The sequence below is a fragment of the Pseudomonas sp. NCIMB 10586 genome, assembly GCF_023127895.1.
GTDB classification, from domain to species: Bacteria; Pseudomonadota; Gammaproteobacteria; order Pseudomonadales; family Pseudomonadaceae; genus Aquipseudomonas; species Aquipseudomonas synxantha_A.
In genome coordinates, this window is record NZ_SPKQ01000042.1 from 209,488 (window position 1) to 225,206 (window position 15,719).

The following is a 15,719-nucleotide window of genomic DNA, read 5'->3' on the forward strand; positions in this document are numbered from 1 at the left end:
GGGCGGGGCCGGCTGCGCGAATAATCTTGTCGCCGGTTTCGTGACGCGTCCAATGCTCCCGACGGGCCAATAAACTCAACGTTTTCCCAGCTTTCGGGCAACCTGCTATTGAGTCGGGGCCCATGCAAAAAGTTCCCGTCCCGCCAACCGGCTGTTTCCCAAAGCTGCGCAGCATAATCTCACAATGCCACGAATGCGTGGCTATTGTGCCGCTCCACCCCTCTATATACTAGTGGCCCGTGTGACCCTTTGATTCGCCGATCCAGGCGTCCTGTTTGCGCCGCTCCTTCGGATCGCTTTTTGCGGAATCCTTCCAATGAGCCAACAGTTTCAACACGATGTGCTGGTGATCGGCAGCGGCGCAGCCGGCTTGAGCCTTGCCCTGACCCTACCCAGCCACCTGCGCATTGCGGTTTTGAGCAAAGGCGACCTGGCCAACGGCTCGACATTCTGGGCCCAGGGCGGTGTCGCGGCGGTACTGGACGACACCGACACGGTGCAATCGCATGTCGAAGACACCCTTAACGCTGGCGGCGGCCTGTGCAATGAGGAGGCCGTGCGCTTCACCGTCGAGCACAGCCGGGAAGCCATCCAATGGCTGATCGACCAAGGTGTGCCCTTCACCCGTGATGAACATGCCGGCAGCGACGACGGCGGCTTTGAGTTCCACCTGACACGCGAAGGCGGCCACAGCCATCGCCGTATCATTCACGCCGCCGACGCCACGGGTGCCGCGATTTTCAAGACCCTGCTCGACCAGGCTCGCCAACGGCCCAACATCCAATTGCTGGAGCAACGCGTCGCTGTCGACCTGATCACCGAAAAACGCCTAGGCCTTGCGGGCGAGCGCTGTCTCGGCGCCTACGTACTCAATCGCACCAGTGGCGAAGTCGATACCTACGGGGCGCGCTTCACTATTCTTGCCTCGGGCGGGGCAGCCAAGGTTTACCTCTATACCAGCAACCCTGACGGCGCCTGCGGTGACGGCATTGCCATGGCCTGGCGCTCGGGCTGCCGGGTGGCCAACCTGGAGTTCAATCAGTTCCACCCCACCTGCCTGTATCACCCGCAAGCCAAGAGTTTCCTGATCACCGAAGCCCTGCGCGGCGAAGGTGCGCACTTGAAGCTGCCCAATGGCGAGCGCTTCATGCAGCGCTTCGACCCACGCGCCGAGCTGGCACCGCGCGACATTGTCGCCCGCGCCATCGACCACGAGATGAAGCGTCTGGGGATCGATTGCGTCTACCTGGACATCAGCCACAAGCCCGAAGCGTTTATCAAGGCCCACTTCCCGACCGTCTATGAACGCTGTCTGACGTTCAATATCGATATCACCAAAGGCCCGATCCCGGTAGTGCCGGCCGCGCACTACACCTGCGGCGGCGTGATGGTTGACCAGCACGGGCGCACCGACGTGCCCGGCCTCTACGCCATCGGCGAAACCAGCTTTACCGGTCTGCACGGCGCCAACCGCATGGCCAGCAATTCGCTGCTCGAGTGCTTCGTGTACGCTCGCTCGGCAGCAGCGGATATCCTTGAACAACTGCCGCGCATCAAGGTTCCAGCCACCCTGCCCCGCTGGGACGCCAGCCAGGTCACCGATTCGGACGAAGACGTGATCATCGCGCACAACTGGGACGAGTTGCGGCGTTTCATGTGGGACTACGTGGGCATTGTGCGCACCAACAAGCGCCTGCAACGGGCGCAGCACCGGGTACGTTTGCTGTTGGACGAGATCGACGAGTTCTACAGCAACTATAAAGTCAGCCGCGACCTGATCGAATTACGCAACCTGGCGCAAGTAGCCGAGTTGATGATCCGCTCAGCCATGGAGCGCAAGGAAAGCCGGGGCCTGCATTACACCCTCGATTATCCGCAGATGTTGCCCGAAGCCCGCGACACTATTCTGGTGCCAACCACCTACGGCGGCTGAACTTCAGGCGTACCCGCAGGCGCCGATGCACATCGGCGGCCTGCGCGTCCTTGGGCACACAGACCGCGCGTACTCGCCGCTCACCCTGCACGCGATAACGCAACACCACGATCAACGGTAACGCCAGGCTGTCGGGGCGAAGTTGCACGGCGTGCCAGCCGCGCGCAGAGCTCCATAACTGCCAGCCATCTTCGTCGCGGCGCAGGCCACGAATCGACGAACGGTGAGTAAGCAGAATATGGCGCGGTAGCACCCACGCACAGTGTGCCAGGCATAACAGGATGCCGAGGCTCGAATAAGGCAGGTTCAAAACCAGCAGGCTGCCCAGTGCGATCAGCAGGGCAAGCAGATACGCCGCCAGCAACCGCCGCGAGGCCTGCCAGCGGCATTCAAAACGATTACTTGGGCTGGACACGATCCAGGATCATCCGAACCATGCGCTGCAGCTCTGGATCTTCAGATTCAGCGCGCTCCATGAACCAGCCGAACATGTCCTGATCTTCACAGGTCAGCAACCTGACGTAGAGCTCGCGGTCCACCTGATCGAGCGTTGCGTACACCTCTTTGGTGAAAGGCACCAACAACACATCCAGCTCCAGCATGCCACGACGGCTGTGCCAGTAGAGGCGATTGATTTCTACATCTTCGACCATGGAGCCCTCCTCAAATAGAGCGCAAGTATACAGGCCCGGCGACACCGGAACAGTCGGCTTTGGTCGCCCGCGACGAAACTATGCATTTGCCGGACGCCCCTCTATGATGCACCCATGACTTTTTAACCTGCGATGACCCATGGCTGACTCTGCTTTCTTCTGCCCCCTGTCCCACGAAGGCGTTCTCGCCGTCCGCGGTTCTGATGCTGCCAAATTCCTGCAAGGCCAGCTGACCTGCAACCTCAATTACCTGAGTGATACCCAGGCCAGCCTGGGCGCGCGCTGCACGCAAAAAGGCCGGATGCAGTCCAGCTTCCGCATCCTGCTGCAAGGTGACGGCGTACTCCTGGCCATGGCCACGGAGCTGCTCGAACCGCAGTTGGCAGACCTGAAGAAATACGCGGTGTTCTCCAAATCCAAACTTACCGACGAAAGCGCCGCCTGGGTACGCTTCGGATTGGCGAACGCAGACGCGTCCCTGGCCGCCCTTGGCCTGACGCTACCCGCCGAAACCGACAGCATGGTGCGCACCGACACCTTGATCGCTATTCGCGTGTCCCCTGGCCGTGCCGAACTCTGGGTGCCCACCGAACAAGCCGACACCGTGCGCAACCAACTGGCCGCACAATTGCCACAGGCTGAGTTGAATGCCTGGCTACTTGGCCAGATTCGCGCGGGTATCGGCCAGGTAATGGCGCAGACCCGCGAACTGTTCATCCCGCAGATGCTCAACCTGCAAGCCGTGGGCGGCGTCAGTTTCAAGAAAGGCTGCTACACCGGCCAGGAAATCGTCGCGCGCATGCAATACCTGGGCAAACTCAAGCGACGCCTGTATCGACTGAGCCTTGAAGCCACGCAATTACCCGAGCCCGGCACGCCGTTGTTTTCCCCAGGCCATAACAGCGCGGTTGGCGAGGTCGTGATCGCGGCAAAAGCTGACCAGTCGATTGAACTTCTCGCTGTGCTGCAAGCCGAAGCTGCCGAGAGTGGCGACGTGCGTACAGGCAGCCTGGAAGGGCCCGGCCTGCAGCTGCTTGATCTGCCTTACCAACTGGACCGTGATCGCGAGATCCAGCGTTAATCGCCATACCTTTTTGCAGCACCCTAGAGAGCATGAATGAACAAGCTGGCGGAAAAAGTCCAACAGGCGTTGGTGACGGCCATCGACAACGATGACCTGGTTCTGCCGACATTGCCGGAGGTGGCCCTGAAAATTCGCCAGGCCGCCGAAGACCCTGAGATCAGCATCAGTCATTTGAGCAAGGTGATCAGTCGCGACACCGCCCTGTCGGCGCGCCTGATCAAGGTGGTCAACAGCCCGCTGTTACGGGCGAGCCAGGAAGTCACCGACCTGCACACGGCCATCACGCGGCTGGGCACCAACTACAGCAGCAACCTGGCCATCGGCCTGGTGATGGAGCAGATTTTTCACGCCCGCTCCGAAGTGGTCGCACAGAAAATGCGCGATGTGTGGTGCCGTAGCCTGGAAGTCGCCGGCGTCAGCTATGCCTTGTGTCGCCGGCATAGTCACCTCAAGGCCGACCAGGCGGCCCTCGGCGGGTTGGTGCATCAGATCGGCGTGCTGCCGATCCTCACCTACGCCGAAGACCACTACGAGCTGCTTTCCGACCCGGTCAGCCTCAACCACGTCATCGAAAGCATTCATCCGTTACTGGGCGACAAACTGCTGAGTGGCTGGGACTTCCCCGAAATGCTGGCGAAACTGCCGGGCCAGTACCTGAACCTGGAACGCAACTCTGCCACACTCGACTATGTGGATCTGGTGCAGATCGCCGTGCTCTACTGCCATCACAACACCGACCATCCGCTGGCGAAAGTCGACATTACCAGCGTACCTGCGATGAAAAAGCTGCGAATTGATCTCTACAGCGAGAAATCGCGCACCGAACTGGATGAAGCACGGTCGATGTTCTACTGATCAACCGGCGATAAAACTCACGCGCACTTTCAACCCGGCCAACTCGCCATCATGCAGGCTGATCTGCGCCAGGTGCGCACGGCAGATCTCCCCGACAATCGCCAGCCCCAAGCCAGACCCCATGCCCTGCTGGCTACGGCGATAAAAGCGCTCGAATACCCGGTCCCGCTCATCCAACGGGATGCCTGGGCCATCATCCTCAACCTCCAGCACCGCCGGCGCGGTCACGCGCAAAATCACATTGCCGCCAGGTGGCGTGTGGGCCATAGCGTTATCCACCAGATTGCTCAGCAGCTCATTCAACAGCGTCGGTTCACCGCGCAACCAGACCGGCTCGTCCGCCTCCAGTGCCAGGGCCACCCCGCGTGCGTGAGCCAGCGGCGCCATGGCCATGCCCAGTTCGCGCGCCAACTGGCTGAGGTCGAGCAACTGCGCGCCTCCTTCAGCAATGGCTCGGGCACCGTTTTCGATACGGGCCAGGGACAACAATTGATTAGCCAGATGGGTCAGGCGGTCGGTGCCCTGGGCAGCGCTTTCCAGGGTGCTGTGCCAGGTGGACGGCTCCTGGGCACGCAAGCCCAGTTCCAGGCGAGCCTTGAGCGCCGCCAAGGGCGTACGCAGTTCGTGGGCTGCATCGGCAATAAACTGGGCCTGGCGCTCGAACTGGCCGCGCAGACGTTCGGTGAAATGGTTGAGGGAGCGCACCAGCGGGCCGAACTCATCCTGAACTTCCACCAATGGCAGCGGCCGCAAATCATCGGGTTGGCGTTCTTCCACCGCTGTACGCAGGCGTTCGAGCGGACGCAGTGCAGCGCTCACCGCAAACCACACCAGCAGCAACGCGCCGATGGCCAGCATCCCCAGGCGCAGCAACGTGTCGGCCATCAAGCTGCGGGCCATGGCAACGCGTGCTTCGTCGGTCTCCGCGACACGAATCTCGGCCATCCCATTCATGTTCGGCTCGGAAACGGCCTTGAGCAGGCTCACCACTCGCACGTGCTGGCCCTGGTACATGGCGTTGTAGAAGCGCGCCAAGGCCGGGTAATCGTCGGTGCGGGGAGTGCCGGGCGGCGGGCCTGGGAGGTTTTCGTAACCGGAAATCAGCTTCTGATGGATATCGTTGACCTGATAATAGATGCGCCCGGCACTGTCGTAGGCGAAAGTGTCGAGGGCCACATACGGCACATTGGCGCTGAGGGTGCCGTCCACCTGGGTCAAGCCTGCGGCAATGGTGCGCGCCGAAGCCAACAGCGTGCGGTCATAGGCCGTGTCGGCGGCTTCGCGCCCGTTCCAGTAGGCGCTCATGCCGCTGGCGAGCATCAACAGCACCAGCAACAGCGCCAGGTTCCACAGCAAGCGCCAGCGCAGACTGCTGGGCTTATGCATCGCGGGCTTCCAGCAAGTAGCCCAAGCCGCGGAACGTCACGATGGCGATGGGCTGGCCGTCGAGCTTCTTGCGCAGGCGGTGCACGTAGATTTCGATGGCATCGGGGCTGGCCTCCTCGTCCAGGCCGAAAACCTGAGAGGCCAATTGCTCTTTGCTCATCACGCGGCCCGGTCGGGCGATCAAGGCTTCGAGTACGGCTTGTTCGCGGGAGGTCAACGTCATCAATTCACCGCCAACCGTGAAGCGTCGTGTGTCCAGGTCGTATACCAGCACCCCGCACGTCTGCTGGCGCTCCCCGCCCAATACACTGCGGCGCAGCAGCGCCTTGACCCGCGCTTCCAGCTCTGTCAGTTCGAACGGCTTGGCGAGGTAGTCGTCGGCGCCCAGGTTCAGGCCGTGCACGCGGTCTTTGACATCACTGCGTGCCGTCAGCATCAGCACCGGCAGGTTTTTCCCTCGGGCCCGCAAGCGCGCCAGCACCTCGAAACCATCCATGCGCGGCAGGCCCACATCGAGGATCGCCGCCGCGTATTCCTCGCTGCCCAAGGCCAGGTCCGCGGCCACACCATCGTGCAGCACGTCGACGGTCAGACCCATGCCCTTGAGCGCTTGCGCAACACTTTCGGCAAGTTGCAGATGGTCTTCAACCAGGAGGACACGCATGGATTTCTACCTCATGAGGAGTGGTCGGCGCGGCGTTTTATTGGCCCGCTGGCCGGCGAGTTTACAGGCGCAACCTGCCCTGTGAAGCCCGAAAACATTGAAAGACAATTGAAAGGTTAGTGAAAGCTTCGCCCTTTAGCATCCAGCTACGGTGGTTTCTGCCCGCCGAGCTGCCTCATCCGTAGCGCCCGAAAAACGCCTCGAAGCGTTTTCGCCAAAAATAAGAACAATAACGGAGTCCATCACGATGCTGTCGACACAGCCCCAGGCTTGCACGCCTGTTCGTTCTTGCCGTCTGAGCCACACCGCTCTCGCCAGTGCTTGCGCCCTCGCCGGCTTTTCGCCGCTAAGCCAGGCTGCCTTCTTCGAAGACAGTACCGCGACCCTGGAAACCCGCAACATGTACTTCAACCGCGACTTTCGCGACGGTACCCGTGCGCAGCAATCCAAACGCGACGAATGGGCCCAGGGTTTCATGCTCAACCTGCAATCGGGCTACACCGACGGCACTGTCGGTTTTGGCGTGGATGCGCTGGGTATGCTCGGCATCAAGCTCGACTCCAGCCCCGACCGCACCGGCACCGGCCTGCTGCCGACCCACGACGACGGCCGTGCCGCCAATGAGTACTCCAAGCTGGGCCTGACCGGCAAAGTGAAAATCTCCGCCACCGAGCTGAAGATCGGCGCGCTGATACCCGAATTGCCAATCCTCAAGCCCAACGACGGTCGCATCCTGCCGCAGACCTTCAACGGTGGCCTGCTGACGTCCAAGGAATTCAAGAACCTTGTGTTCACTGGTGGCCGCCTGGATAAGGCCAAGGACCGCGACGACACCAATTACGAAGATATTGCGCTCAATAACAAGAACAGCCGCTTCCTCAGTGGCGCCACCGGCAAGCACTTCAACTTCGGCGGCGTGGACTACAAGTTCGCCGACAAAATCACCGGCAGCTATCACTTCGCCCAACTCGATGACGTGTACCGCCAGCATTTCCTCGGCCTGGTCGCCGCGCGCCCGATGGGCCCCGGCACGTTTGCCGCCGACCTGCGCATGGCCATCAGTGACGACACCGGTAGCGCCCGCGGCGGCAATATCGACAACACATCCCTCAACGGCCTGTTCAGCTATGCCCTCAATGGCCATAAGCTCAGCGCCGGCTACCAGCACATGTCCGGCGACAGCGCCTTTCCGTATGTGGATGGCAGCGACCCGTACCTGGTCAACTTCGTACAGATCAACGACTTTGCCGGCGCCGAAGAACGCTCCTGGCAGGCACGCTACGACTACGACTTCGCCAAGCTGGGGATTCCCGGCCTGAGTTTCATGAGCCGTTACCTGTCGGGCGACAACATCAAGCTCAAGAACGGCCAAACGGGCAAAGAGTGGGAGCGCAACAGCGAGATCAAGTACGTGGTGCAAAGCGGCACGTTCAAGGATGTGGCCGTGCGTCTGCGTAACGCGACCTACCGCTCCAACTATTCAGCCCGTGATGCGGATGAAATGCGTTTGCTGGTCAGCTATAGCATTGCCCTTTGGTAAATGTGCGTTGGTACTAAAACCTTATAACAACAACGATGGAGATAACCATGAACCCTTCAGTGCGTAAATTTGCCCTCGCCGCCGGCTGCATGTTGTTCGCCGGCCAACTGCTGGCCGCTGACGAACCCAAGCGCCCGGAATGCATCGCCCCGGCCTCACCTGGCGGCGGTTTCGACCTGACCTGCAAGCTGGCGCAAAGCGCGCTGGTCAACCAGAAGCTGCTGAGCAAGCCGATGCGTGTGACCTACATGCCCGGCGGCGTTGGCGCGGTGGCCTACAACGCAGTGGTCGCCCAGCGCCCTGCGGACGCAGGCACTTTGGTGGCCTGGTCCAGTGGTTCGCTGTTGAACCTGGCCCAAGGCAAGTTCGGTCGCTTCGACGAAACCAACGTGCGCTGGCTGGCGGCGGTGGGCACCAGCTACGGCGCCATCGCGGTGAAAAGCGACTCGCCCTACAAGACCCTCGACGATCTGGTCCAGGCGTTGAAGAAAGATCCGAGCAAGGTGGTGATTGGTTCCGGTGGCACCGTCGGCAGCCAGGACTGGATGCAAACCGCACTGATCGCCAAGGCCGCCGGCATCAACCCGCGTGACCTGCGTTATGTGGCGCTCGAAGGTGGCGGCGAAATCGCCACGGCGCTGCTGGGCGGCCATATCCAGGTAGGCAGTACCGACATTTCCGACTCCATGCCACACATCCAAAGCGGCGATATGCGCCTACTGGCCGTGTTCGCTGAAAAGCGCCTGGACGAGCCGGAAATGAAAGATATTCCGACGGCCAAGGAGCAAGGCTACGACATCGTCTGGCCGGTGGTACGCGGTTTCTACCTTGGGCCAAAAGTCAGCGATGCCGACTATGCCTGGTGGAAAGACGCGTTCGACAAACTGCTGGCATCCGAGGACTTCGCCAAGCTGCGTGACCAACGCGAGCTGTTCCCGTTCGCCATGACCGGCCCGGAACTGGACACCTACGTGAAGAAACAGGTGGCCGACTACAAAGTATTGGCCAAAGAGTTCGGCCTGATCCAGTAATTGCCTACCTGTTCGCGCGGCCACGCCTTCACGCATCGAGGGCGTGGCCCAGGAGTTTTCCATGCTCTTTCAACGCATTTTCGCTGCCGTGATGTTATTGGCCTGTATCGGCCTGGCATTGATGGCCTGGCCGTATCAGGCGGCCTTTTCCTACGAACCGGTAGGGCCTCGGGCTTTCCCCCTGCTGCTGATTGGGCTGATGGGCCTGGCGCTGATCTACATGCTGATTCGTCCGCAACCGACCAAGCACACCGACGATGAGCCAGCTTTGGACCGCCCGACCCTGATCAAAATCGGGATTTGCGTGGCTTTGCTGCTGGTGTTTGCCAGCACTTTCGAATCCCTGGGTTTCATTCTCAGCAGCATGCTGATCGGTATTCCGATGGCGCGGCTGTATGGCGGCCGCTGGTTGCACAGCGTGGTCATCATCACCTTGATGAGCATCGGTCTTTATCTGTTGTTCGATAAAACCATGGATGTGCCACTGCCCCTCGGTCTGCTCGACGTTCTGGAGAACTGATATGGATACTTTTGGCTATTTGGGCCAGGGTTTCGGCGTCGCGCTGAGCCCCTACAACCTGGTAACCGCATTGTGCGGCACCCTGATCGGCACCGTGGTCGGCCTGCTGCCGGGCCTGGGACCGATCAACGGCGTGGCACTGTTGATCCCCATCGCGTTTGCCCTGGGCCTGCCGCCCGAGTCAGCGCTGATCCTGCTGGCAGCCGTGTACCTGGGTTGTGAATACGGCGGCCGGATCAGCTCGATCCTGCTTAATATCCCGGGCGAAGCCTCCACCGTGATGACCACCCTCGACGGCTACCCGATGGCTCGTAAAGGTATGGCCGGCGTGGCGCTGTCGCTGTCTGCCTGGAGCTCGTTCATTGGTGCTTTTATCGCCACCTGCGGCATGGTGCTGTTCGCCCCGCTGCTGGCCAAATGGGCAATTGCCTTTGGGCCGGCGGAATACTTCGTGTTGATGGTATTTGCGATTGTCTGCCTGGGCGGCATGGCCGGTGACAAACCACTGAAAACCTTTGTGTCGGCGCTGATCGGCCTGTTCCTTGCCTGCGTGGGCATCGACGCCAACAGTGGTGTGTACCGCTTTACCGGCGACAATATTCACCTGACCGACGGCATCCAGTTCGTGGTGCTGGTGCTGGGCCTGTTCTCCATCAGTGAAATCCTGCTGCTGCTGGAGAAAACTCACCGCGGCCAGGAAGCGGTGAAAGCCACCGGGCGCATGATGTTTAACGTCAAGGAAGCCTTGTCGGTGTTGACCGTGAACCTGCGTTGCGGGGTGTCGGGCTTTATCATCGGCGTGTTGCCCGGTGCCGGCGCGACCATGGCCTCGGCCGTGGCCTACATGACCGAAAAACGTATCGCCGGCGCCAGCGGCAAATTCGGCCAAGGCGACATGCGCGGCCTGGCCGCACCGGAAACCGCCATCGGCGCTTCGGTCTGCGGCGCCATGGTGCCGATGCTGACCCTCGGCGTTCCCGGCTCGGGTACCACGGCCGTGATGATCGGCGCGCTGTCGCTGTACAACATCACCCCCGGTCCGCTGCTGTTTCAACAGCAACCTGATATCGTCTGGGGCCTGATCGCCTCGTTGTTTATTGCCAACATCATGCTGGTGGTCCTCAACATCCCGATGATCCGTATCTTCACGCGCATCCTTGCCGTGCCGAACTGGGCGCTGGTACCGGTGATCGCTATCATCACCGCGATTGGCGTGTACGCCGTCCATGCCACCACCTTCGATCTGTTCCTGATGATCGCCATCGGCATCTTCGGCTACATCCTGCGCAAGCTGGACTTCCCACTGTCGCCGTTGCTGCTGGGCTTTATCCTCGGTGGTCTGATGGAGCAGAACCTGCGTCGCGCATTGTCGATTTCCAATGGCGCGCTGGAGATCCTGTGGTCCAGCCCGATCACCTTCGGTGTATGGGTACTGACCGCCATCATGCTGCTCGTGCCATTGCTGCGTATCTGGCGCAAGCGCTCCTTGCAGCGCCGTGCCGTAGCCGATGTCTGAAGTCACCTTCAAACATTGGTGGGGAACACCGCTGGTCGGCCTGGCCGGCGGTTACCTGGCCAGCCTCGTCGGCTGGCCTTTGCCGTATATGGTCGGCGCGTTGCTGGCGATCATCCTGGTTCGCTGCCTCACGCCCTGGCAGTTGGCAGAGATTCCCGGCGGGCGCAAGTGCGGCCAATGGGTGGTGGGCATCGGCATCGGCCTGCACTTCACGCCCGTGGTGATCGAACAGGTGATGAGCCACTTCGGCCTGATCTTCTTCGGGGCGCTGGTCACCAGTTTGTCGAGCGTGGTGGGTGTGTGGCTGATGCGCCGCAGCGGTGAAGACCGCGCCACGGCGTTTTTCTCGAGTATGCCGGGCGGCTCCGGGGAGATGGTCAACCTGGGCGCCCGCAATGGTGCGGTACTCAGCCGGGTGGCGGCAGGGCAAAGCCTGCGTGTGCTGGTGGTGGTGTTGTGTGTGCCGGCGATCTTCAAGTATTTGCTGGGCGGCGGTGCACCGCAGTTTCACCCGGCGCCTGTGGACTGGGCCTGGCTGGCCCTGCTGTTCCCGGTAGGTGCGCTGGTGGCCTGGGGCTGGCAGCGTTTGCGCCAACCCAATCCCTGGCTGTTCGGGCCGTTGCTGGTGAGCGCCATCGCCAGTGTGACGTGGGACTTGCACATCGGCCTACCCGACGGCGGCAGCCAGATCGGCCAATGGCTGATCGGCAGCGGTTTGGGCTGCCACTTCAATCGGCAGTTCTTCCGCAGCGCCCCGGCGTTCATGGGCCGCACCTTGATTGGCACGGCCTTGACCATGGCGCTCGCCACGTTGGCAGCGGTAGGGTTGAGTGCGCTGACCCACCTGGACCTGCGCTCACTGACGTTGGGCATGATGCCTGGCGGCATTGCCGAGATGAGCCTGACGGCAGAGACCCTGCAATTGTCGGTGCCGTTGGTGACAGCAATGCAGGTGATGCGTCTGCTGTTTGTGCTGTTTTTGGCAGAGCCGTTGTTCAGGCACTGGAACCGCCAATCTTAACTCTGGAAGTGGCCCCTCAGGGGCCACGACCGTTTGTCTGAACTGGCACTCTTCACAGCTAGCCAAGCTCACCTTATCAGGTGTTCCATGGCGCGACTTCCCTTTGAGGAGCGCAATCGTGGTGACCCCAACCGAAACAACGCTCAAAAACGAGAATGAAGAGCCCGCCGCAATCGTCAATACGATTACCGTCCATGGTTCCCCCAATCGCCTTGTACTCAATGGGGATGGAACGCGTCTGTATGTCGCAAGCTCCACATTGCCACAAGGCATTACTGTCATCGACACAGCGAACTTTAGCGTCGTCAGGACCATCACCAATGTGGGATCCCCCATTTGGCTGGCCATGCACCCCACGGCCCCGCGCCTTTACGCCAGCGATAACAGCCAGGCCAGCAATACGCCGATCACAGTGATAGACACCTTGACCGATACCGTCAGTGACCAGATCAGGGGGTTTACTGCCATCAATGGGTTGGCCTTGAATTCTACCGGAGCACGCTTGTACGTCGCCGACCACGCCGCATCGGAAGTGGTGGTGATCGATACCGCCAATCATCAGCGAATCGCCACCACCCCAGTGCGTTACCCTCGAGAGATAGCGATAGCACCCGGCAACGCCCGTTTACACCTTGCCTCGGATTTGGATGGGTGGACCAGCATCCACCTGGGGACCAACAGGGTTGTGACCCAAACCAATACCGTTGCCGGTCAACCTACCTCCATTGCTCATGCTCGCTTCAACGCACGTGTCTACATCACCTACCAGGACCGTGGTGAGGTCTATATCGGCAATACCTCCGCCGCACAGGTCAGTACCATACTGGACGGTTTGCTAGGCCCCTATCAGGTGGCATTTCATACGATGCTCGAATTCGCCTACATCACGGAAACCGATGGCGATCGCGTGAGTATCCTCCACACCCGCACACAAACCGTAACGGACACCCTCACAGGCTTCAACAAACCGCGGGGTATCGTCGTGACACCCAACGGCCGAACCGCCTACGTGGCCAATATTGGCAATAGCACAGTGTCGCAAGTCCGTCTGTAGCCATGGTCGTCCGGTTCAGAGTGGCGGCAGCCGCCACTCGATCGGTGCCTCGCCATTCTGTTCAAGAAACTTGTTAGCCCGGCTGAAATGCCCGCAGCCCAGAAACCCGCGATACGCCGACAACGGCGACGGATGCACCGACGTCAGCACCAGATGCTTGGTGGCATCGATCAGCTTCTGCTTGCTTTGAGCATGAGCGCCCCACAGCAGGAACACCAGGTGCGGCTGATGCTCGCTGACTACCTCGATAATCCGATCGGTGAAGAACTGCCAGCCCTTGCCCGCATGGGCGTTGGCGTTGGCGCGCTCCACGGTCATGGTGGTGTTGAGCATCAGCACGCCCTGATCGGCCCAGCTTTGCAGGTAGCCGTGGTTGGGGATGTCGATGTTCAGGTCGCGCTTGAGCTCTTTATAGATATTGACCAGCGACGGCGGCGCCGGCACCCCCGGTTGTACCGAAAAGCACAGGCCATGGGCCTGGCCGGGACCGTGGTAGGGGTCCTGGCCGAGGATCACGACCTTGACCTTGTCCAGGGGCGTTGAATTGAGAGCGTTGAAAATCAACGGACCGGGCGGGTAGATCTCTTTGCCGGCGGCATGTTCCTGGCGCAGGAATTCGCGCAACTGGGCCATGTAGGACTTCTCGAACTCATCGCGCAAGGCGTGTTTCCAGCTGGGTTCGAGTTTGATACGGTCGCCATCGGTCATAGTTGAATTGTCTTGTAAAAAAGAATGAGGCGAACCCTAGGAAAGCCGACCCCGCTTGTCAATTGATCTGACACACCACCGGCACTTTCCCACGAAGGGATCATACTCATCCTTCACCTTCTCGATTGAGGTCACAATGAACCTGCACTTCGAAGAACTGGCCGGCAACGGCGGTGCGCGCATAGGCATCGCCAGCCTGGACGCTCAAAAATCCCTCAACGCCCTCTCCCTGCCCATGATTCTGGCGTTGGCAGAACGCCTGGATGCCTGGGCCAACGACCCGCAAATCGCCTGTGTGTTGTTGCGCGGCAACGGGCCAAAAGCCTTTTGCGCTGGGGGTGAAGTGCGCAGCCTGGCTCAGGAGTGCCGTGAACAACCCGGCGAAGTACCGGCCCTGGCCGCGCAGTTTTTTGCTGCCGAATATCGCCTCGACTACCGCTTGCATACCTACCCCAAGCCGCTGATTTGCTGGGGCCACGGCTATGTATTGGGCGGTGGTATGGGTTTGTTGCAAAGTGCCTCGGTACGTATTGTTACGCCGAGCAGTCGCCTGGCCATGCCCGAGATCAGCATCGGGTTGTACCCGGATGTAGGTGCCAGCTGGTTTCTGTCTCGCCTGCCGGGCAAGCTCGGTTTGTTCCTGGGCCTTACCGGTGCTCATGTCAACGGCCGCGATGCCCTGGAACTGGGCCTGGCTGACCGCTTCCTGCGTGATGACCAGCAAGACGAGCTGCTTGACGGTTTGCTGCAACTGAACTGGCAGGAACAGGCCGCAATGCAGCTCAACAGTTTGCTCAAGGCCCTTGCCCAGGAAGCGGTCGGCCACCAACCCGAAGCGCAATGGTTGCCGCGCCGTGGGCTGATCGACGAATGGCTGGATGTGGGTGATATACGGTGTGCCTGGCGTGCATTGAGCCTGTTGCGTGATCACAGCGATCCGCTCTTGGCCCGCGCGGGTAAAACCCTCAGTGAAGGCTGCCCGCTGACGGCACACCTGGTGTGGGAGCAGATTCAGCGTGCCCGTCATCTATCCCTGGCACAGGTGTTTCAGATGGAGTACACCATGAGCCTCAATTGCTGCCGTCATCCAGAGTTCGCCGAAGGTGTTCGAGCACGCCTGATCGACAAGGACCAGACACCTCATTGGCATTGGCCGGATATCAATACCCTTCCGGAAGCGGTGGTGCACGCGCATTTCAGCAAGGCATGGGAAGGTAGGAATCCTCTGGCGGATTTATCTGACTACTGACAGGTCCGTTCGCTTGTCGTTGACGTTGAAAGCGCAGTTGTCCGGCTGGCTGTCCGTGCAGGTATATACCGGCAGTGTGAACGCGCCGGGCCGCAGTTCCCAATACAAGGTGCTGGTCAATGACATGTTGATAATTTTACTGTCCTTGTAGGGCCTCAGCGCTACAACCCCGTCCCAACCGGTGCGGTAGATGCACTTATCCATGTAGCCGTTTTCCCTCTGCTCTTGCTCCCCCGGTATGAAGACCGCGCCGATGAATCCGTCGATAAGGCCCCGATACTTGACCTTCGGGCTTTGCCACCGCAGGCCGTTATCCTCGACGCGATAATGCCCGTCGACATACAAGACCTGCGCCGGGTAAGGACAGCCTTGCTCCGCTCTGGCCGATGCAACGATGCAGCTCGTCAGCAGGAGCACGCAAATAAGTTGTTTGAACATAGGGATTCCATCTGCTCAGTTTCACCACGCAAAGCGCAGGGCTTTTCGCTAGTGAAATACAGCTATC

16 protein-coding genes are annotated in these 15,719 nt (G+C 60.5%); 10 read left to right on the forward strand and 6 right to left on the reverse strand.

The window, feature by feature from the left end:
- Positions 1-316: 316 nt before the first annotated feature.
- Entirely contained in the window at positions 317-1,933 is a 1,617-nt protein-coding gene (gene nadB / locus E4P01_RS16260; RefSeq protein WP_216090881.1) for an L-aspartate oxidase, read from the forward strand.
- Here the strand turns inward: nadB and E4P01_RS16265 are convergent.
- Together E4P01_RS16265 and E4P01_RS16270 are read right to left on the reverse strand one after the other, a co-directional pair.
- A complete protein-coding gene (locus tag E4P01_RS16265) occupies positions 1,902-2,348 on the reverse strand; it encodes a protein YgfX (RefSeq protein ID WP_216090880.1) in 447 nt (148 codons plus the stop codon). The two genes, nadB and E4P01_RS16265, sit on opposite strands and share 32 nt — an antisense overlap.
- The gene (locus E4P01_RS16270; protein ID WP_005785986.1) at positions 2,332-2,586 is read right to left on the reverse strand and encodes a succinate dehydrogenase assembly factor 2; all 255 of its coding nucleotides are present in this window, start codon (positions 2,584-2,586) and stop codon (positions 2,332-2,334) included. Before E4P01_RS16270 ends, E4P01_RS16265 begins: the two co-directional genes overlap by 17 nt.
- A 139-nt stretch (positions 2,587-2,725) precedes the next feature.
- Between E4P01_RS16270 and E4P01_RS16275 the strand changes: the two genes are divergently transcribed.
- Both E4P01_RS16275 and E4P01_RS16280 read left to right on the forward strand, forming a co-directional pair.
- A complete protein-coding gene (locus tag E4P01_RS16275) occupies positions 2,726-3,667 on the forward strand; it encodes a folate-binding protein YgfZ (RefSeq protein WP_216090879.1) in 942 nt (313 codons plus the stop codon).
- Between the two features lie 36 nt (positions 3,668-3,703).
- Positions 3,704-4,525 (forward strand): HDOD domain-containing protein, encoded by an 822-nt coding sequence (locus tag E4P01_RS16280; protein WP_032877272.1) that lies wholly within the window; start codon positions 3,704-3,706, stop codon positions 4,523-4,525.
- On the opposite strand, the gene E4P01_RS16285 is transcribed toward E4P01_RS16280, so the two are convergent.
- Complete coding sequence (locus E4P01_RS16285; RefSeq protein WP_078820540.1) at positions 4,526-5,911, reverse strand: sensor histidine kinase; 1,386 nt, start codon at positions 5,909-5,911, stop codon at positions 4,526-4,528. It lies immediately after the preceding gene.
- Complete coding sequence (locus tag E4P01_RS16290) at positions 5,904-6,575, reverse strand: response regulator (RefSeq protein WP_005785982.1); 672 nt, start codon at positions 6,573-6,575, stop codon at positions 5,904-5,906. Before E4P01_RS16290 ends, E4P01_RS16285 begins: the two co-directional genes overlap by 8 nt.
- Positions 6,576-6,822: 247 nt before the next feature.
- Between E4P01_RS16290 and E4P01_RS16295 the strand changes: the two genes are divergently transcribed.
- The 6 genes from E4P01_RS16295 to E4P01_RS16320 all read left to right on the forward strand — a co-directional run bounded on the left by E4P01_RS16295 (position 6,823) and on the right by E4P01_RS16320 (position 13,257).
- Positions 6,823-8,115, forward strand: a complete 1,293-nt coding sequence (locus tag E4P01_RS16295) for an OprD family porin (RefSeq protein ID WP_032877274.1) — start codon at positions 6,823-6,825, stop codon at positions 8,113-8,115.
- 47 nt (positions 8,116-8,162) lie between these two features.
- Positions 8,163-9,146, forward strand: a complete 984-nt coding sequence (locus E4P01_RS16300) for a tripartite tricarboxylate transporter substrate binding protein (RefSeq protein ID WP_216090878.1) — start codon at positions 8,163-8,165, stop codon at positions 9,144-9,146.
- A 61-nt stretch (positions 9,147-9,207) separates the two neighbouring features.
- A complete protein-coding gene (locus tag E4P01_RS16305; RefSeq protein WP_078820537.1) occupies positions 9,208-9,666 on the forward strand; it encodes a tripartite tricarboxylate transporter TctB family protein in 459 nt (152 codons plus the stop codon).
- 1 nt (position 9,667) lies between these two features.
- Positions 9,668-11,182: a tripartite tricarboxylate transporter permease gene (locus tag E4P01_RS16310; RefSeq protein ID WP_057701193.1), complete on the forward strand. Its 1,515-nt coding sequence runs from the start codon at positions 9,668-9,670 to the stop codon at positions 11,180-11,182.
- Positions 11,175-12,203 (forward strand): AbrB family transcriptional regulator, encoded by a 1,029-nt coding sequence (locus tag E4P01_RS16315; protein WP_078820536.1) that lies wholly within the window; start codon positions 11,175-11,177, stop codon positions 12,201-12,203. Before E4P01_RS16310 ends, E4P01_RS16315 begins: the two co-directional genes overlap by 8 nt.
- A gap of 118 nt (positions 12,204-12,321) precedes the next feature.
- Positions 12,322-13,257 carry a YncE family protein gene (locus E4P01_RS16320; RefSeq protein ID WP_216090877.1) on the forward strand — a complete coding sequence of 312 codons (936 nt, stop codon included), beginning with the start codon at positions 12,322-12,324 and terminating at the stop codon, positions 13,255-13,257.
- A 15-nt stretch (positions 13,258-13,272) separates the two neighbouring features.
- On the opposite strand, the gene ung is transcribed toward E4P01_RS16320, so the two are convergent.
- Complete coding sequence (gene ung / locus E4P01_RS16325) at positions 13,273-13,965, reverse strand: uracil-DNA glycosylase (RefSeq protein WP_032877279.1); 693 nt, start codon at positions 13,963-13,965, stop codon at positions 13,273-13,275.
- 136 nt (positions 13,966-14,101) lie between these two features.
- Between ung and E4P01_RS16330 the strand changes: the two genes are divergently transcribed.
- Entirely contained in the window at positions 14,102-15,214 is a 1,113-nt protein-coding gene (locus E4P01_RS16330) for an enoyl-CoA hydratase/isomerase family protein (RefSeq protein WP_078820535.1), read from the forward strand.
- On the opposite strand, the gene E4P01_RS16335 is transcribed toward E4P01_RS16330, so the two are convergent.
- Positions 15,200-15,652, reverse strand: coding sequence for a DUF3757 domain-containing protein (locus E4P01_RS16335; RefSeq protein WP_078820534.1), 453 nt, complete (start codon positions 15,650-15,652; stop codon positions 15,200-15,202). The two genes, E4P01_RS16330 and E4P01_RS16335, sit on opposite strands and share 15 nt — an antisense overlap.
- Between the last annotated feature and the right edge of the window lie 67 nt (positions 15,653-15,719).